We start from the raw sequence: 18,837 nt of genomic DNA, 5'->3' as shown, positions 1-18,837 counted from the left end.
GCATGCAAGAGGTCAACGGTTCGATCCCGTTTAGCTCCACCAATTTACAGGTTCAAGGTCTGGCCACACCGTCCTTGAATTCGATCAGACTCAGCCTGATCACGTTGTATAGAAGGTTTGTGTCCCCTTCGTCTAGTGGCCTAGGACACCGCCCTTTCACGGCGGTAACAGGGGTTCGAGTCCCCTAGGGGACGCCACGATTACCCGCTCTGCGGGATTTTTAAGGGTCATTCAATTATTGAATGGCCCTTTTGTTTGTCTGGCGTTTGGCCAATCTCCCTTCCTCTTCCCTAAAAATGTTCTTCTGACCAATGGTCATGCCGGTGGCTTGCGAAATATTATTATGGTAATAATATTCGAAGCATGAGATTCGGAGGCAACGATGAACGATAAAAAAGCGCAAACCCGCGAACGTATTCTGCAAGCTGCCAGCGCCGCCCTAGTGCAGCGTGGCCCGGCCGAGCCGAGTGTGGGCGAAGTGATGGGCGCGGCGGGGCTCACCGTCGGTGGTTTCTACGCGCACTTTGAAAGCAAGGATGCGCTGATGCTGGAGGCCTTCACCGCGTTGTTGGCCCGGCGTCGTGCGTCCATCGATGACATGGACTCGACCTTGACCGGTGAAGAGCGCCGCGCCCTGGTGGCAGCGTTCTACCTGTCGCGCAAGCACCGTGACTCCACCGCCCAGGCGTGCCCGATCCCGGCCACCGTGGGCGAGATGAGCCGCCTGCCGGACGAATTTCGCCAGGCCTTGAATGAACACTGCGAGCTGATGGCCGCACAGCTGGCCGCCAGCCCGGAAGACACCGACAAGGCCCTGGCCGACATGGCGCTGATGATCGGCGGCTTGTCGCTGGCCCGCGCCCTGGGCCCAGGTGAGTTATCGGATCGTGTGTTGCGTGCGGCCAAGTCTGCAGTGCGTTAAGAACGGCTTCTGGCCTGAGGGATGAGCGATGGACACGTTGAAATGGATTCGTGGCGTCAATGGCACCTTGGGCCGGCTGGCGCCGCACACTGTTGCCAGCAAGATGCGTCGGGTGTTCATGACGCCCCGGGATCTGCCGCCCCGTGACTGGGAGCTGCCGCTGCTGGCGCAATCCGAGCGCATCACTTTGCGTTTCGGCCTGTCGGCGCTGAAATGGGGCCAAGGCCCTGCGGTGCTGTTGATGCACGGCTGGGAAGGGCGCCCAACGCAGTTTGCCAGCCTGATCACGGCATTGGTGGAGGCGGGGTATTCGGTGATTGCTCTGGACGGCCCGGCCCACGGGCGTTCGCCGGGGCGCGAAGCTCATGTGCTGCTGTTCGCCCGCGCCATGCTGGAAGCCGCGGCCGAGCTGCCACCGCTGCATGCGGTCGTCGGTCACTCCATGGGCGGCGCCAGTGCGATGCTGGCGGTGCAGTTGGGCTTGCGCACCGAGGCGTTGGTCAGCATCGCGGCGCCCTCGCGGTTTCTCGACGTATTGCGCGGCTTTGCCGGTATGGTCGGTTTGCCAGCGCGAGCGCGGTCGGCGTTTATCCAGGAGGTGGAACTGACGATGGGCATGCCCCTCAAGCACCTTGATGTCGCCCACTATCAGATGAATATCCCGGGGCTGATCGTACATGCCGAAGACGATACCTTCGTCTCGGTCAAAGCCTGCCAGGTGATCCACGACGCCTGGTTCGACAGCCGCCTGCTGCGCCTGGAGCAAGGCGGGCACCAAAAGGTGCTGGCAGATCCGCGCGTGATCGAAGGCGTCCTGGCGCTGGTCGCCGGCCGCCACGTGCCGGAGCGCCAAACCGCCTGAACCATGGGTTACACTGCTCGCCGCCGACATTAATCGACCGGGAGCACTGCATGGGCTGGGATTTGGCAACGCCGTTTATCATCGATCTTCAGGTCGGTGCCGAAGACATCGACGGCCTGGGGCACGCCAACAACGCGGTCTATGTGTCCTGGCTGGAACGCTGCGCCTGGCGCCATTCCCAGCGCCTGGGGCTGGACCTTGCCGAGTACCGCCGACTGGACCGCGCCATGGCCGTGGTGCGCCATGAGATCGATTACCTCGCTGCCGGCTACGAAGGCGACGAGTTGCAGTTGGCGACGTGGATCGTCGACTGGGACCAGCGCCTGAAAATGACCCGACGCTTCCAACTGGTACGTCCCCGTGACGGCGCCACCTTGCTGCGGGCGCAAACCACCTTTGTCTGCATCGAGTTGTCCAGCGGCAAGCCCAAGCGCATGCCGTCGGAATTTATTGAAGGTTACGGCCCGGCGCTGCAAGGCGAGTTACCCTCCGGCGCCTGAAACCCGTAAACTGCGCCACGTTTTTCGTTGAGTGTTTTCCATGCAAATTGCTTTGGCGCCCATGGAGGGGTTGGTCGACAACATCCTGCGGGACGTGCTGACCCGGGTCGGCGGTATTGATTGGTGCGTGACCGAGTTCATCCGGGTTAACGACCGCCTGCTGACGCCTGCCTATTTCCACAAACTCGCCCCTGAGTTGCTGCACGGTGCCAAGACCGCTGCCGGCGTGCCTCTGCGTGTGCAGTTACTCGGTTCAGACCCGGTGTGCCTGGCGGAAAACGCGGCCCTGGCGTGTGAGCTGGGCTCGCAGGTGGTTGACCTGAACTTCGGTTGCCCGGCCAAGACCGTCAACAAGTCCCGTGGCGGTGCGGTATTGCTCAAGGAGCCGGAACTGCTCAACCAGATCGTCGAGCACGTACGACGTGCGGTACCGGCGCACATCCCGGTGACTGCCAAGATGCGCCTGGGCTTCGACAGCCCGGATGGTGCCCTTGTGTGCGCCACGGCCCTGGCCGAAGGCGGCGCGGCGCATATCGTCGTACACGCACGCACCAAGGTTGACGGCTACAAACCTCCTGCGCATTGGGAGTGGATCCCGCGCGTACAGGAGGTGGTGAAGGTGCCGGTGTTCGCCAACGGTGATATCTGGAGCGTTGAAGACTGGCGACGTTGCCGTGAAATCAGCGGCGTCGAAGACATCATGCTCGGTCGCGGCCTGGTGGCCCGCCCCGACCTTGCCCGGCAGATTGCTGCCGCGCGAGCAGGGGAAGAGGTGATAGAGATGACTTGGGCACAGATGCAGCCAATGCTTCACGAGTTCTGGCGGCAATCCGTCGAGCAATTGACCGAGCGCCAGGCGCCGGGACGCTTGAAGCAATGGCTGGCCATGTTGACCCGCAACTATCCTGAGGCGGTCGAACTATTTACGCAGATGCGTCGGGAAACCGACCTGGAGCAGGTAGGACGATTGTTGGGAGTACCTGATTCGGTGGCGTTGCAAAATTAAGTTCATATATATAAACGTTTCAATCCAGTCATCGAGGGCGCCATGGGCGCCCTTTTTTTGCGTGTAATAAAGCGTTGTGCCGTGAGAAGAAAGGTCGCTGTTGGGTTGCTGTGTCGATTTTTAGTTGCTTTATATATGTGAGCGAGCTTCTTGTTTGCCACAGAGTCTTGCTTGGCTGGATGGTGATATTTTGAATTTTTACTAATTTGGGTATTAGAGCGCGCGCAATAACACAGGCTAGATGGGTTTGTGTGAGTGAGTGATTTCAGCAATTTGCCTTAATACCTGACTGTTGCCTGATATATCTGTTTTGCCCACTGCGAAGACCGGTAAAGCACGATGCATTGCGGAAAGTCCATAGGATAACGTCTCGATTTTCATTTGATTTCCTTATGTGAAGGCCGACTTTCGGAACCCGATGCCCGCAACACCCACGAAAGTAGCGAGTGTGCAGCACTTGGGTTTGTTTTCAGTCCAGAACCCGGACGGTTTGTTCCAGGCCGCTGACGGCGTTTTGGCAATCATTGAATAAGGAATTATTTATGTCTCATTTTTCGGTCAATAACTTCTCTCGCTTGAATAATGACTTCAATCAGCAAAGCACGGAGCTGCCAGCGTCTGTCGATAAGATCGCGGGTGAAAAGCCGGCACCTGCAGCCGGTACATTATTAAAAAACAATCCCGCCGTTGGATCGGACGGAACAGTTACCTTAAATAAAGATGCACTCGAGAAGTTGTTCGAGATGTTTGAGTATGCCTTTAAGGCTATACGGAACATGCTGTCCGGTCAGGGTGGGATGCCCAGGTTGATACCCGATGCAGGTTCACAGCCTAAACCCGAGAGAGAGGGCGATGCCCAGGTCAAGGATAAGGCTGGCAGTCATGCCACTGTGCTGAATACGGCACTCAAGGACAAGGCCGGGACTCAACCGGAAGTGCTGAACACGGCACTCAAGGACAAGGCCGGGACTCAACCGGAAGTACTGAAGACGGTACTCAAGGACAAGGCCGGGACTCAACCGGAAGTGCTGAAGACGGTACTCAAGGACAAGGCCGGGACTAATCCTGAGGTGTCTACGCAGAAAGACACGCCGGCAAACAATCCAGCGGTCCCGAATTCCACGCTCACCGTAACGCCAAAGCCCCAGACATTGACGGAATTCCGCTTGCGGGAACCCGCGTTGCCCAAAGACGTGCAAGTGAACAACAGGAGCAATTCCGATGTAAACGTCACGGTCCAAGTGATGAACTGCCATTGCCCTCACCCGGATGTACCGAATCCACGCGCCCCCGTCCCGCCGAAGCCCAATGCACCGACGGTACTCGTCTCGCCGAAGCCAGACGCGCCGGTCTCGCCGAAGCCAGACGCTCCGGTCCCGCCGACGCCAGGCGCCCTCGTCCCACCGAGCCCGGACGCGCCAATCCTGCCGACGCCAGATACACCGACGTCGGACGTTACCGCACCCGGCCCGGCCAAGGATGATTTCTTGCTGGAAACCACAGGCCGGCGCCGGGTTTATGACAACGACTGGCGTTCCCATCCTGGTCGCCGAATGAGCAGGTAAGTCAGCGACTTCCTCTGGTTTTTTCAATAAAGCGCTTCCCGGTCAATAAACGCCGGGGAGCCCTTGGAGAAGGATAGTTATATGTCGTGTTCAGAAATTAACAATGCGGGAAAGCTCGGCAACTATTACCAACACCTGGAAACCTGCACACCACGGCGATCGGTTCCGGTTGAGCAAGTAAGCGTAGATAGGCAGCCCCCCTCATCACTCGGTAATAAAGGTCAAGGTAGCGTTGGTAATACAGTCAGCGACGCCCCGGTATTAGCGAAGCTCCTTGAACTGTTCACCCAGTTTTTTACGCAGTTGCAAAGTCTGCTCACAGGCAAGGAGCAGACGAACATCGTTCCGACTCGGGTAACGCCTGCGCCCCAAACCACTGTGGTGCCCAAGCCGGACGCACCACTACCTGCTCCAACGCCACAGCGGCTTCCTGATCTGTCGGATAAGCGCAATGGCGCCAAGCCCGACAATATATGGAATGGATTTCGCCAAGGCCCCGACGGCAATTGCGTGACCATTTCGGCGATCAAGGCGGCGATGATGAAGTTCGGGCAGAGCCCGACCGATATTTTCAGGTCTGTTCAAGCCGTAGGTGACGGTTATCACGTCGTGATGCGGGACGGATTCAGGCTGGACTTGAAAAAACATGAACTGGCCACTGCGATAAGGGGCTCAAAGTTTGTCCCGATGCGTGATCCCGGCATGCTCAAGGACGCGCACTTTCTGTTTGCTGTCAGTGCCAAACGGGCACAAATGGAAAACAACGATGGGCGTGCTGCGAGGAGCTTTGATGCCGCCGTACACAGCCTGAACGATGGTGAGGATGAGCGCGTGGCAGGGGAAGGCTTCCTGCGACTGGGCTTACGCAGCCACATGAAGAAAGTATCGGTAAGCGCCTTTCAGGATAAGTCGTTGATAGGGATGGTCAACAGGAGTGCTCATTCGGTGGCCGTGGTCGATGGATGTGAGGAGTTCTACGGCAGGAAAGGAGGACCGCCGCGTTTCGGGGATGCCATCGCATTGGTCTGACGTTCTTCCTGGGCTAACAGCAGGCCCGGCATGTGGTGGTTTTTTAGAGGGGCATGACCTTGAATGTTTTGAACGCTGGTTTTGCGATGAATATCGGCCTCAACGTTTTCCCTGGTGAGCAGGAAGCTGAAGAAAGGCCCGCCGACAGTGTCAGTGCCTTCAGTTCTACCGAGGGAAGGTTTGCTGAACACTTTGATACCAGCAGCCATTCGGCGGTCATCAAGATGATGATGGTCACGTTCGGCCCACGCCCCGTGGATATGTTCAGCGAGGTCAGGCGCGTCGGCGACGGTTACGTTGTCACTCTGAAAGACGGCTACACGTTGCATCTTTCCGGGCATGAGTTACGCCGCACCACAGCAGCGGCGAGATTTGTCGGCAGTGATTCAGGCGCGATGGAGAATGCGAATTTTGCGCTGGCGGTCTTTGTCAAACGCAAACAATTGTGCAGCGCTGACAGCAGTATCAACCGCCACTTTGATGCGGCCTTGTCGGCGTCTCTCCAGGGCGAGACTGCCTTTAATCTGCTCAAAGGCATGGGGATGAAGCGGTTTATGCGGCGGCTCCCTTCGCACCAGCTAATCGGCAAGGACGCCGTTGGCGTTATGGAAGCTCATGACTTTGGCGCCTCGTTGATCCGTAATGGGGTCGCGCATCGGTTTGACCGTCAATACCGCCCCGACCGGCCTTACGTCTACGTGCTGGACAACGCCGGGCAGACGAGACACCACGCCGAGAAACCCGCGGGCATCCTGAATGGTTTTAATGCGGTTGAACCCAGGTTTGGCGAGTCGTTCGACGTCAGCAGCCATGCCGCTGTGATCAAGATGATCATGGTGAGGTTTGGCCAAAGCCTCACGGACATGCTTGAGAGCGTCACCCCGGCAGGCGGTGGCTATGAGATCACGATGAAGGATGGTTTTGCGATTCACCTTTCCCAACAGGAATTGAAACAGGCGAGCCAAGCGTCGCGGTTCGCCGGGCCTGACCGGGAGGCCGTGAGCCAGGCCAACTTCATGTGGGCGGTCTATGTAAAACGCAGGCAACTGACGCGCTTTGATCCGGCCCCGGACAACTCCTTTGAACGGTCTTTATCAAGCGCGCTAAAAGGCGATACGCCCTACAGGGTCTTGAAGGATCTTGGGATGATCGGCTTTTTGCGCTTGGTTCCCGCCGACAAGATGCAGGCGCGGGGTGCTGCCGGGGTGATCAATACCTTTGGCTATTCGAGCGCCTTTGTCCTGGAGGGCGTACAGCGCAGCGCTGGAAGTAAAGCCCCTGTCGCCAGGTCGTATGGCTACATGCTCGCCGGTGAGATACCTGCCGGATTACCGATTGATTCAAGCGCGGTCGTTTCGCCAACCTCCGATGTGCCGGTGGGCATCAAGCCTGCCGATATCTGGGGCGGATTCTATCAAGGGGTCGAGGGGAATTGCGTCACGGTGTCCGCGATCAAGGCGGCGATGATGAAGTACGGTCAAAATCCCCGAGGCATCTATAAAAGCATCACCCCGACACGGGACGGTTTTACTGTGACCCTGCGCGATGGCTGTACGCTGCACCTGACCCATGACGAGCTGAAAAAGGCCCGGGAAGGCTCACATTTCAAGGGCGCTGACAGCGGATTGCTCAAGGACGCGAATTTCCTGTACGCCGTCAGTGCCAAGCGGGCGCAAATGGAGAATCACGAGTTTCGCGCCGCCGCGAGTTTTGAGGCGGCCATGGGCACGCTCAATGATGGCGAGAGCCCGGGTGATGCGCTGCGGCGTCTGGGGTTGTACGCCTTTACGCGTCAGAGCAGCGTGCAGGAGTTGGCCGGTGGTGTGATTGGGACGCTGGCGAACTTTCGGCACTCCGTGGTCGTGGTTGATGGCGCGTTAGATGCTTACGGGTCCCCAACCCGACTGCGGACATCAGGCTGGATGCGTGAAGATGGCACCGCGCTAAAGTTGGTTTAGAGACCGCGGCCCGGCCTGGACCAGCAACTGCCGGAACCCCTCCACCGGCAACGGTCGGCTATGCAGATATCCCTGGTACAAATGACACCCCAGCCCCTGCAGGAACGCCAGTTGCTCCGGGGTCTCCACGCCCTCGGCGATCACCGCCAGATTCAAGCTGCGGGCCATGGCCACAATGGCGCGGATGATTTCCGCATCGTTGGGGTCATGGGTGGCGTCGCGCACGAACGACTGGTCGATCTTCAGCGCATCCACCGGCAGGCGCTTGAGGTAGGTCAACGATGAATAGCCGGTGCCGAAATCATCCATCGCAAAACTCACGCCGAGCTTTTTCAGGCGGCGCATTTTGCTGATGGTGTCGTCCAGATTCTGGATCACGATGCCTTCGGTGATTTCCAGTTTCAGCAATGTATAAGGCAGATGGTGCTCACGCAGGCTGCGTTCCACCCGCTCGACAAAGTCGTTCTGGCGGAACTGCCGGGGGCTGATGTTGACGCACAGGCTGAAATTCAGCGGGTCCACCAGGCCCTCGCTGATCAATTGCGCAAAGGTCCCGCAGGCTTCGTCGAGGATCCAGGTACCCACTTCCAGGATCAACCCGCTGTCTTCCAGCACCTTGATAAATTCAGTCGGCGATTGCGCGCCCAGTTGAGGGTGCTGCCAGCGCACCAAGGCTTCAGCGCCGACGATCCGGTTGCCCCGGGCATCCACTTGCGGCTGGTAATGCACGCTGAATTCACCGCGGGACAGGGCCAGGCGCAGGTCGGTTTCCATGCGCAGTCGCTCACTGGCGGTTTTCTGCATGCTGTTGTGGAACATCTGGATCGTGTTGCGCCCCGAGTCCTTGGCCCGGTACAGCGCAATATCGGCGCGCTTGAGCAAATCCGCCGGGGTTGAGCCGTGATCGGGGATCAGGGCCACGCCGATGCTCGGCGTGACTTGCAGGCGCTGGCCATCCAGGAACATCGGTTCGGACAACAGTTCGCGCAGGGTATCGGCCAACTCCGAAACCTGGGCACTGACCTGCTGACGCGAACCCTCCAGCCCGCTGAGCAGCACCACAAACTCATCGCCGCCCAGGCGCGCCACGGTGTCTTCCATGCGCACGCTGGCTTCGAGGCGTGCGGTGACGATTTTCAGCACGGTGTCGCCCACCGGGTGGCCGAGGGAATCGTTGATGTGCTTGAAGTGGTCCAGGTCGAGGAACAGCAGGGCGCCCCGCAGGTTGTGGCGCTTGAGCAGGGCGATCTGCTGGCTCAGGCGGTCCATCAGCAGGGCGCGGTTGGGCAGGTTGGTCAGCGGGTCGTGATAGGCCAGGTGGCGAATCTGCGCCTGGGCGTTTTTCAGCAGGCTCACGTCCCGGGCGGTCAGCAGCAGGCACGGGGTTTCATTGAGGGTGATGGGTTCCACCGACACTTCAACCGCCAGCACTTCACCGCGCTTGTTGTGCCAGAGCATTTCCAGGTGATGAATGCGGCCCTTGATCTGCAGCTCGGCCAATAAAGCTGCGCGCTGGTTTTCATCGGCCCAGATGCCGATCTGATACAGCGTCAGGCCGATCGCCTCTTCGGCGCGGTAGCCGGTCAAGCGGCAGAAGCCGTCGTTGACCTCGACATAGCGCCCGGTATCGCGCTCGGTGATCGACACCGCGTCGGGGCTGGAGTGAAAGGCCTTGGCGAACTTCTCTTCACTGGCCTTGAGCGCCGCTTCCGAGCGTTGCTGCTGGGTGATGTCCCGCAAGGTAGTGACGATGCAGGGTTGATCGCTGACCTGGATCAGGCGGCTGGAGATCATGCAGTTAAGGATCTGGCCGTTCTTGTGATGAACGGTGATGGCCACGTTGCTCAGGGACTGTTCGCGAATCACCTGCTCGATGCGTTGCAGGCGCTTGCTGGGCTCATCCCACAGGCCGATCTGTTCGGCGTTGTTGTTGAGCACTTCGGCGGCAGTCCAGCCGAAGGTCTGGGTGAAGGCCGGGTTGATCTCGATAAACTGGCCGGTTTCCAGGCGTGTCACGCAAATCGGGTCGGGGCTGGCGAGAAACAGGCTGGCGAACTTTTCTTCCGACGCAGTCAGGCGTAGTTCGCGCTCGACCTGGTCGGTGATGTCGAGCAGCGTGCCGGCCATGCGCAGGGGCACGCCCAGGTCATCGCGATACAGGCGGGCGCGGCTTTCGAGATAGCGCGAGCTGCCGTCTTCCAGTTGCACGCGATAGGTCAGTTGGTAGTTGCCCGCCGGGCCTTCGCGCAGGGTGCGGTAGGCGTTGCGCATGTTTTCGCGCTCTTCAGTGGGCATGCCTTCAAAAAACGCCTCGAAGGATTCGTGAAACGGCTGGGGTTCCAGCCCGTGCAACTGGGCGGCGCGGGCCGAGCCGTAGAGCATGCCGCTGGGGATGTGCCAGTCCCAGGTGCCCAGTTGTGCCGAGTCGAGGGCCAGGTCCAGGCGTTCCTGGCTGTCCTTGAGGGCTTGTTCGGCATTTTTGCGTTCAGTGGTGTCGAGAAAGGTGCTGATCAGGTAGTCCTCGCCGTCCAGCTCGACTTTCTGGGCGCTGAGGGTGCCATCGTGGATCTGCCCGTTGCTGGCGCGAAACTGCACTTCCATGGTGATGGGGGCGCCTTTGCGCTGGGTGGCCTTGACCAGATGCGCGCGTTGTTCGGGGTGTACCCAGAGGCCCAGCTCCAATGTGCTGCGGCCAATGGCATCGGCCAGCGGCCAGCCGAACAGGCTCTCGAAATACTGGTTGGCTTCGCTGATCAGGCCGTCCGTCTGGCGGGTCAGCAGAACCATCAGCGGGCACAGGTGAAACAGCGTGGCGAAGCGTTTTTCCGAGTGGCTGAGGGCGTGTTCGCGTTCGCGCTGGTGGGTGATCTCGCGGATTACCCCGATCATTCGCCGACGCCCGGCCTTGTCCGGTAGCAGGCTGCCATTGATTTCCAGCCAGTGCAGGCTGCCATCGGGCCATTGGATACGGTGGTGCATGGCTTGGACTGCGGGCTCGCCGGCCAGCACCGCATGAAAGGCTCGGACTACCTTGGCGCGGTCCTCGGGAGCCAGCAGGTCCAGGTACTCCAAGTCTTCAGGCAGCGGCTGGCGCGGGTCGAAGCCGAACAGGGCCTGGGTGCCTCGGGACCAGCTGATTCGGCCGGTATCGATTTCCCAGCTCCAGGCGCCCAGCCGGGCAGCATTGAGGGCCGCCAGCAGTTGCGGCGCGCTGTCCCAGCTCTGTTCCGCCTCCTGTGGGTCCAGGGCGTAGATGCGGGGCAGGGGTGGCACGGTATCGACGGGGTTGCGCATTATCAAAGGGCCTTGGCTCAATGGGCGTTCGGCGCGGGTTCACGGTCTAGGGGCCACGGCGATTCAAGCCTGATTCCCTGGCAGATCGACCTGTGCATCCAATAGGCTCATGAAAGCCCGCGCAGCGTTCGACAGCGTCCTTTCGGTGTGCACGATATAGCCTAGCTGGCGACTGAGCTGTATGCCCGGCAAAGCGATGCGTGCCACCTGATCATCGAGCATGGTGCGGGGCAGCACGCTCCAGGCCAGGCCGATGGAGACCATCATCTTGATGGTTTCCAGGTAGTTGGTGCTCATGGCAATGTTCGGCGTCAGGCCCTGGGCCTCGAACAGCCGCTGCACGATGTGGTGGGTAAAAGTGTTGCCCCCGGGAAACACCGCCGGGTGCCGGGCGATGTCCGCCAGGTTGACGCTGCCGTTGCTGATCAGGCTGTGTTCCGGTGCCACCACGAAATCCAGCGGGTCGTCCCACACCGGGGTGGCCCGCACCAGCGTGTGGGGCTCCGGCGCGAGGGTGATCACGGCCACCTCGGCGCGGCCATGGAGGATTTCTTCGTAGGCCACTTCCGAATCGAGAAACTGAATATCCAGGGCGACGTTCGGGTATTCCCGGGTAAACGTACGCAGTACCGGCGGCAGGCGGTGCAGGCCGATATGGTGGCTGGTGGCCAGAGTGAGGCGCCCGCTGACCTCGCCGGTGAGGTTGGTCAGGGCGCGGCGGGTGTCGTCCAGCACGTTGAGAATCTGATACGCCCGCGGTAGTAATGCGCGCCCGGCTTCGGTGAGGCCGACTTCGCGCCCCAGCCGGTCGAACAGGCGCACCTTTAATTGCTGCTCCAGGCCGGCGATGCGCTTGCTGATGGCGGGTTGGGTGAGGTGCAGGCGTTCGCCGGCACCGGAGAAGCTGCCGGTCTCGGCGATGGCGATAAAGGCGTTGAGGTTGGCCAGGTCCATTGTGCTATTCCAGTTGGTAATCCAAAGCATAAAAAATATGAATTTGAGTTATTTAATGTAGCGCCATACCATCAGCCTCACAAGCCAAAGGGTTATTGAATCGTTCAAGGCCCGGGGCATAGAAACACCTGATGAGGACCGCGTGATGGCCGGCAAAACGCTTTACGACAAGCTTTGGGATTCCCATGAAGTGAAACGGCGCGATGATGGGTCGTCGCTGATCTACATCGACCGTCACATCATCCATGAAGTGACCTCGCCTCAAGCGTTCGAAGGCCTGCGACTGGCCGGGCGCAAGCCTTGGCGCGTCGACTCGATCATCGCCACCCCGGACCATAACGTGCCGACTACCCCGGAGCGTAAAGGCGGGATCGACGCCATCGTCGACACCGTGTCGCGCCTCCAGGTGCAGACCCTCGATGATTACTGCGACGAATATGGCATCACCGAATTCAAGATGAATGACGTGCGTCAAGGCATCGTTCACGTGATCGGCCCGGAGCAGGGCGCCACCTTGCCCGGCATGACCGTGGTCTGCGGTGACTCCCACACCTCCACCCACGGTGCGTTTGGCGCCTTGGCTCACGGCATCGGTACTTCCGAGGTGGAGCACGTTTTCGCCACCCAGTGCCTCGTTGCCAAGAAAATGAAGAACATGCTGGTGTCGGTGGAAGGTGAATTGCCTTTCGGCGTCACTGCCAAAGACATCGTCCTCGCGGTGATCGGCAAGATCGGCACCGCCGGCGGTAACGGCCATGCCATCGAATTCGCCGGCAGCGCGATTCGCGACCTGTCCATCGAAGGCCGCATGACTATCTGCAACATGTCCATCGAAGCCGGTGCCCGCGTGGGCATGGTAGCGGCGGACGAGAAGACCATTGCCTACGTCAAGGGTCGTCCATTCGCACCGAGTGGCGCCGATTGGGACGCGGCTGTCGAAGCCTGGAAAGACCTGGTGTCCGACGCCGACGCGGTATTCGACACCGTGGTCACCCTCGACGCCGCCCAGATCAAGCCGCAAGTCAGCTGGGGCACTTCGCCGGAAATGGTGTTGGCCGTTGATCAGAACGTGCCGGACCCGGCCAAGGAAGCCGACCTGGTCAAACGCGGCTCCATCGAGCGCGCCTTGAAGTACATGGGTTTGAAAGCCAACCAGGCGATCACCGACATCCAGCTGGATCGCGTGTTTATTGGCTCCTGCACCAACTCGCGGATCGAAGACTTGCGCGCTGCGGCCGTCATCGCCAAGGGCCGCAAAGTCGCCTCGACCATCAAGCAGGCGATCGTGGTGCCAGGTTCGGGTCTGGTTAAAGCCCAGGCTGAAGCTGAAGGCCTCGACAAGATCTTCCTCGAAGCCGGTTTTGAATGGCGCGAGCCGGGCTGCTCCATGTGCCTGGCAATGAACCCGGACCGTTTGGAGTCGGGCGAGCATTGCGCGTCCACCTCCAACCGTAACTTCGAAGGGCGTCAGGGCGCCGGTGGCCGTACCCACCTGGTGAGCCCGGCCATGGCCGCTGCGGCTGCCGTCAACGGTCGTTTCATCGACGTTCGCGAATTGATCTGAGGAATACCCGATGAAAGCTTTTACCCAACACACCGGTTTAGTCGCGCCGTTGGACCGTGCCAACGTGGACACCGACCAGATCATTCCCAAGCAGTTCTTGAAGTCGATCAAGCGCACCGGCTTCGGCCCGAACCTGTTCGACGAGTGGCGCTACCTGGACGTGGGCTATGCCTACCAGGACAACTCCAAGCGCCCGTTGAACAAGGAGTTCGTGCTCAACGCCGAACGTTACCAAGGCGCCAGCGTATTGCTGGCCCGGGAAAACTTCGGTTGCGGCTCCAGCCGTGAACACGCGCCGTGGGCCCTGGAAGAATATGGCTTTCGCAGCATCATCGCGCCGAGCTACGCCGACATCTTCTTCAACAACAGCTTCAAGAACGGCTTGCTGCCGATCATCTTGAGCGATGCCGAAGTGGACGAGTTGTTCCAGCAAGTGGAAGCCGATGTGGGCTACCAGCTGACCATCGACCTGGCGGCGCAGACCGTGACCCGTCCGGACGGCAAGGTGTATCACTTTGAAGTGGACGCCTTCCGCAAACACTGCCTGATCAATGGCCTGGACGACATCGGCCTGACCTTGCAGGACGGTGATGCGATTGCAGCGTTTGAAGCCAAGCACCGGGCGAGCCAGCCTTGGTTGTTTCGCGACGCTTGATTTGAGGTAGGCCGTGCGGGCCCCATCGCGGGCAAGCCCGCTCCCACATGTTGACCTGTGAACACGGTCGAGTGTGGGAGCTGGCTTGCCTGCGATAGCGGCCGTACAAACACCACAAAACCCAAGGAAAATCATCATGACCAGCACCGCCCACACCCAAGTCGTGCAAAAACAATTCGGCGAGCAGGCCTCGGCCTACCTGAGCAGCGCAGTTCACGCTCAAGGCACCGAATTCGCGCTGCTCCAGGCCGAACTGGCCGGGCAGGGCGCTGCGCGACTGCTGGACCTGGGTTGCGGCGCCGGTCATGTGAGTTTCAACGTTGCACCGTTGGTTAAAGAAGTGGTGGCCTACGACCTGTCCCAGCAGATGCTCGACGTGGTCGCCGCCGCTGCCGTGGACCGTGGCCTGGGTAACATCCGCACCGTGCACGGCGCCGCCGAGCGCCTGCCGTTTGCCGATGGCGAGTTCGACTTCGTGTTCAGCCGCTACTCGGCCCACCACTGGAGTGACCTCGGCCTGGCCCTGCGTGAAGTGCGTCGGGTGCTCAAGCCGGGCGGTGTGGCCGCGTTTGTGGACGTCTTGTCACCGGGCAGCCCGCTGTTGGACACTTACCTGCAAACCGTCGAAGTGCTGCGCGACACCAGCCACGTGCGCGACTATTCCGCCGGCGAGTGGATGCGCCAGCTCAGCGAAGCCGGTTTGCATGTACGCAACAGCAGCCGCCAGCGCCTGCGCCTGGAATACACCTCGTGGGTGGAGCGCATGCGTACCCCAGAGGTATTGCGTGCCGCGATCCTGGAGTTGCAAAAGGCGATGGGCCAGGAAGTGCGCGATTATTTCGAGATTCAAGCCGACGGCACCTTCAGCACCGACGTGCTGGTGGTGTGGGCCGAACGCTGATTAATTTTTCCCGACCTGCCCCTGGGCGGGTCGCTTGATGAAATGAGGAACGCATGAGCAAGCAGATTCTGATTCTCCCTGGCGACGGCATTGGTCCGGAAATCATGGCCGAAGCGGTCAAAGTCCTGGAAGTGGCAAACGGCAAGTACAGCCTGGGCTTCGAATTGAGCCACGACGTGATCGGCGGCGCGGCCATCGACAAACACGGCGTGCCCCTGGCCGACGAGACCCTGGACCGTGCCCGCGCAGCTGACGCCGTGCTGCTGGGCGCCGTGGGTGGCCCGAAATGGGACAAGATCGAACGTGACATCCGCCCTGAGCGCGGCCTGCTGAAGATCCGTGCGCAACTGGGCCTGTTCGGCAACCTGCGCCCGGCGATCCTTTACCCGCAACTGGCGGACGCTTCCAGCCTGAAGCCGGAAATCGTCGCGGGGCTGGACATCCTGATCGTCCGCGAACTGACCGGCGGTATCTACTTCGGCTCGCCACGGGGCGTGCGCGAGTTGGAGAATGGCGAGCGTCAGGCCTACGACACCCTGCCGTACAGCGAGAGTGAAATCCGCCGTATCGCCCGTGTCGGTTTCGACATGGCCCGCGTGCGTGGCAAGAAGGTCTGCTCGGTGGACAAGGCCAACGTATTGGCGTCCAGCCAGCTGTGGCGTGAAATCGTCGAGGAAGTCGCCAAGGACTATCCGGACGTCGAGCTGAGCCACATGTACGTCGACAACGCCGCCATGCAACTGGTGCGTGCACCCAAGCAATTCGACGTGATCGTCACCGACAACCTGTTTGGCGACATCCTGTCCGACCAGGCCTCGATGCTCACCGGTTCCATCGGCATGCTGCCGTCGGCGTCCCTGGATGCCAACAACAAGGGCATGTACGAGCCGTGCCACGGTTCTGCGCCGGACATCGCCGGGCAGGGCATTGCCAACCCGTTGGCGACCATTTTGTCGGTGTCGATGATGCTGCGTTACAGCTTCAACCTGACCGACGCGGCGGATGCCATCGAAAAGGCTGTGAGCCTGGTGCTGGACCAAGGCCTGCGCACCGGCGACATCTGGTCCCAGGGTTGCACCAAGGTCGGTACGCAAGAAATGGGCGACGCAGTAGTCGCCGCGCTGCGGAATCTGTAATCTCTCGGGCCCGCTTGCAGATGTTGCTGCAAGGCGGCCCACTTTTGAACAAGGTGTAGTTGCGATGAAACGTGTAGGTCTGATCGGTTGGCGCGGTATGGTCGGTTCCGTGCTCATGCAGCGGATGCTGGAAGAGCAGGATTTTGATCTTATTGAGCCGGTGTTTTTCACTACCTCCAATGTAGGTGGTCAAGGGCCGTCCGTGGGCAAGGACATTGCTCCGCTCAAGGACGCCTATAACATTGAAGAACTGAAGACCCTCGACGTCATTCTGACCTGCCAGGGCGGCGACTACACCAGCGAAGTCTTCCCCAAGCTGCGCGAAGCCGGCTGGCAGGGTTACTGGATCGACGCCGCCTCCAGCCTGCGCATGCAGGATGACGCGGTCATCGTCCTGGACCCGGTCAACCGCAAGGTGATCGACCAGCAACTGGACGCAGGCACCAAGAACTACATCGGCGGCAACTGCACCGTCAGCCTGATGCTGATGGGCCTGGGCGGCTTGTTCGAAGCCGGCTTGGTGGAGTGGATGAGCGCCATGACCTATCAGGCGGCCTCGGGTGCCGGCGCGCAGAACATGCGTGAACTGATCAAGCAAATGGGCGCGACCCACGCGGCAGTCGCCGATCAACTGGCTGACCCGGCCAGCGCGATCCTCGACATTGACCGCCGTGTGGCCGAAGCCATGCGCAGCGAGGCCTACCCGACCGAGAACTTCGGTGTGCCACTGGCCGGTAGCCTGATCCCGTGGATCGACAAGGAACTGCCTAACGGCCAGAGCCGTGAAGAGTGGAAGGCCCAGGCCGAGACCAACAAGATCCTTGGTCGCTTCAAGAGCCCGATCCCGGTGGACGGCATCTGCGTGCGCATCGGCGCCATGCGTTGCCACAGCCAGGCGCTGACCATCAAGCTGAACAAAGACGTGCCGATCGCCGATATCGAAGGGCTGATCAGCCAGCACAACCCTTGGGTCAAGCTGGTGCCGAACAACCGCGATATCAGTATCCAGGAACTGAGCCCGAACAAGGTGACCGGTACCCTGAATGTGCCGGTTGGCCGTCTGCGCAAGCTGAACATGGGGACGCAGTACCTGGGCGCGTTCACCGTCGGCGACCAATTGCTGTGGGGCGCGGCTGAGCCGTTGCGTCGCATGCTGCGGATCTTGCTGGAGCGGTAATCGCTGCTGGTAATAAGAAACCCGCGTTCTGGTGACAGGCGCGGGTTTTTTATTGCTCTCTCGGGCCCTTTCGCGAGCAAGCCCGCTCCCACATTTGATCGCATTTCAACTGAAGTAACTCGGTCGAATGTGGGAGCGGGCTTGCTCGCGAAGAGGCCATCAGCCACACCACAAGCCCCAGCCAATTGCCTCACCCCCGGCCACCCGGTAAAGTGCCGCTCCCCCCGCAATGCCCGAGGCAGCCCCCATGACCCAGACCTTTGATATTGCCGTGATCGGCGCCACCGGCACCGTTGGCGAAACCCTGGTGCAGATCCTCGAAGAGCAGGACTTCCCGGTAGGCAACCTGCACCTGTTGGCCAGCAGCGAGTCGGCCGGGCATTCGGTGCCGTTTCGGGGCAAGAACGTGCGGGTACGGGAAGTCGACGAATTTGATTTCAGCAAAGTCCAGCTGGTGTTCTTCGCCGCCGGCCCTGCGGTCACCTTGAGTTTCGCTCCACGCGCCACCGCCGCCGGCTGCACGCTGATCGACCTGTCCGGCGCCTTGCCGGCCGATCAGGCGCCGCAGGTGGTGCCGGAAGCCAATGCTCACGTCCTGGATGGCCTGACAAAGCCGTACCAGGTCAGCAGCCCAAGCCCATCGGCCACCGCCCTGGCCGTGGTGCTGGCGCCACTGCGCGGCGTGCTGGATATCCAGCGCGTCAGCGTCACGGCCAATCTCGCCGTTTCCGTCCAGGGCCGTGAAGCGGTCAGCGAACTCGCCCGGCAGACCGCCGAGTTGTTGAACGTGCGCCCGTTGGAGCCAAAATTCTTCGACCGGCAGATGGCCTTCAACCTGCTGGCCCAGGTCGGCAAGCCTGACGCTCAAGGCCACACTGCCCTGGAAAAGCGCCTGGTGCACGAATTGCGCGCCGTGCTGGAAATGCCGTTGCTAAAGATTTCCGCAACCTGCGTTCAAGCCCCGGTGTTTTTTGGCGATAGCCTGACTGTGTCACTGCAATTGGGGGCAGCGGTCGATCTTGCCGCCGTCAACCTTGCCCTGGACTCGGCGCCGGGTGTCGAACTGGTAGAAGAGGGCGATTACCCTACGGCGGTTGGCGATGCGGTCGGTCAAGACGTGGTCTACGTTGGCCGGGTGCGCGCCGGTGTTGATGATCCGGCGGAACTAAATATGTGGCTGACGTCAGATAACGTACGCAAAGGTGCCGCACTGAACGCCGTACAACTGGCGCAGTTGTTGATAAAAGGCCTTGTGTAAAAGATACTTGGCGGCAATTTGTAGATTGATTCTAGCCAAGCGCTATGCTTGGCCCC

15 protein-coding genes and 1 tRNA gene are annotated in these 18,837 nt (G+C 60.5%); 14 read left to right on the top strand and 2 right to left on the bottom strand.

From position 1 onward, the window contains the following. Positions 1 to 121 precede the first annotated feature (121 nt). The 8 genes from K0H47_RS17770 (at position 122) to K0H47_RS17735 (ending at position 7,842) form a co-directional block, all read left to right on the top strand. Positions 122 to 197, top strand: a tRNA-Glu gene (locus K0H47_RS17770). Between the two features lie 185 nt (positions 198 to 382). Continuing rightward, a complete protein-coding gene (locus K0H47_RS17765; RefSeq protein WP_017478788.1) occupies positions 383 to 922 on the top strand; it encodes a TetR/AcrR family transcriptional regulator in 540 nt (179 codons plus the stop codon). Between the two features lie 28 nt (positions 923 to 950). Next, a complete protein-coding gene (locus tag K0H47_RS17760) occupies positions 951 to 1,784 on the top strand; it encodes an alpha/beta hydrolase (RefSeq protein ID WP_219273321.1) in 834 nt (277 codons plus the stop codon). A 50-nt stretch (positions 1,785 to 1,834) separates the two neighbouring features. Continuing rightward, positions 1,835 to 2,284, top strand: a complete 450-nt coding sequence (locus K0H47_RS17755) for a thioesterase family protein (RefSeq protein WP_219273320.1) — start codon at positions 1,835 to 1,837, stop codon at positions 2,282 to 2,284. 40 nt (positions 2,285 to 2,324) lie between these two features. Beyond that, the gene (locus K0H47_RS17750) at positions 2,325 to 3,290 is read left to right on the top strand and encodes a tRNA-dihydrouridine synthase (RefSeq protein ID WP_063031742.1); all 966 of its coding nucleotides are present in this window, start codon (positions 2,325 to 2,327) and stop codon (positions 3,288 to 3,290) included. Between the two features lie 542 nt (positions 3,291 to 3,832). Then, positions 3,833 to 4,855 (top strand): adhesin, encoded by a 1,023-nt coding sequence (locus tag K0H47_RS17745; RefSeq protein WP_219273319.1) that lies wholly within the window; start codon positions 3,833 to 3,835, stop codon positions 4,853 to 4,855. A gap of 81 nt (positions 4,856 to 4,936) precedes the next feature. Then, positions 4,937 to 5,884, top strand: a complete 948-nt coding sequence (locus K0H47_RS17740; protein ID WP_063031736.1) for a hypothetical protein — start codon at positions 4,937 to 4,939, stop codon at positions 5,882 to 5,884. A gap of 53 nt (positions 5,885 to 5,937) precedes the next feature. After that, complete coding sequence (locus tag K0H47_RS17735) at positions 5,938 to 7,842, top strand: hypothetical protein (RefSeq protein WP_219273318.1); 1,905 nt, start codon at positions 5,938 to 5,940, stop codon at positions 7,840 to 7,842. Here K0H47_RS17735 and K0H47_RS17730 read toward each other — a convergent pair. Both K0H47_RS17730 and K0H47_RS17725 read right to left on the bottom strand, forming a co-directional pair. Further along, on the bottom strand, positions 7,828 to 11,136 hold the full coding sequence (locus K0H47_RS17730) for a bifunctional diguanylate cyclase/phosphodiesterase (RefSeq protein WP_063031732.1): 3,309 nt from the start codon (positions 11,134 to 11,136) through the stop codon (positions 7,828 to 7,830). The genes K0H47_RS17735 and K0H47_RS17730 overlap by 15 nt on opposite strands. Before the next feature lie 63 nt (positions 11,137 to 11,199). Further along, positions 11,200 to 12,090: a LysR family transcriptional regulator gene (locus K0H47_RS17725; protein WP_017478796.1), complete on the bottom strand. Its 891-nt coding sequence runs from the start codon at positions 12,088 to 12,090 to the stop codon at positions 11,200 to 11,202. 145 nt (positions 12,091 to 12,235) lie between these two features. On the opposite strand from K0H47_RS17725, the gene leuC reads away from it, so the two are divergent. The 6 genes from leuC (at position 12,236) to K0H47_RS17695 (ending at position 18,781) form a co-directional block, all read left to right on the top strand. Next, complete coding sequence (gene leuC / locus K0H47_RS17720) at positions 12,236 to 13,654, top strand: 3-isopropylmalate dehydratase large subunit (protein ID WP_063031730.1); 1,419 nt, start codon at positions 12,236 to 12,238, stop codon at positions 13,652 to 13,654. Between the two features lie 10 nt (positions 13,655 to 13,664). Beyond that, on the top strand, positions 13,665 to 14,309 hold the full coding sequence (gene leuD / locus K0H47_RS17715) for a 3-isopropylmalate dehydratase small subunit (protein ID WP_017478797.1): 645 nt from the start codon (positions 13,665 to 13,667) through the stop codon (positions 14,307 to 14,309). 136 nt (positions 14,310 to 14,445) lie between these two features. Continuing rightward, complete coding sequence (locus tag K0H47_RS17710; RefSeq protein WP_008438756.1) at positions 14,446 to 15,210, top strand: class I SAM-dependent methyltransferase; 765 nt, start codon at positions 14,446 to 14,448, stop codon at positions 15,208 to 15,210. A 53-nt stretch (positions 15,211 to 15,263) separates the two neighbouring features. After that, on the top strand, positions 15,264 to 16,346 hold the full coding sequence (leuB, locus tag K0H47_RS17705) for a 3-isopropylmalate dehydrogenase (protein ID WP_093199370.1): 1,083 nt from the start codon (positions 15,264 to 15,266) through the stop codon (positions 16,344 to 16,346). A 64-nt stretch (positions 16,347 to 16,410) separates the two neighbouring features. Continuing rightward, complete coding sequence (gene asd / locus K0H47_RS17700; protein WP_010175747.1) at positions 16,411 to 17,523, top strand: aspartate-semialdehyde dehydrogenase; 1,113 nt, start codon at positions 16,411 to 16,413, stop codon at positions 17,521 to 17,523. Positions 17,524 to 17,770: 247 nt separating this feature from the next. Continuing rightward, complete coding sequence (locus K0H47_RS17695; RefSeq protein ID WP_219273317.1) at positions 17,771 to 18,781, top strand: aspartate-semialdehyde dehydrogenase; 1,011 nt, start codon at positions 17,771 to 17,773, stop codon at positions 18,779 to 18,781. Positions 18,782 to 18,837 lie beyond the last annotated feature (56 nt).

It is taken from the genome of Pseudomonas sp. Xaverov 83 (assembly GCF_019352905.1).
Classification (GTDB): Bacteria; Pseudomonadota; Gammaproteobacteria; order Pseudomonadales; family Pseudomonadaceae; genus Aquipseudomonas; species Aquipseudomonas yamanorum.
Note: the sequence above shows the minus strand (reverse complement) of the source record. Positions and strands in the feature narration are given on the sequence as shown.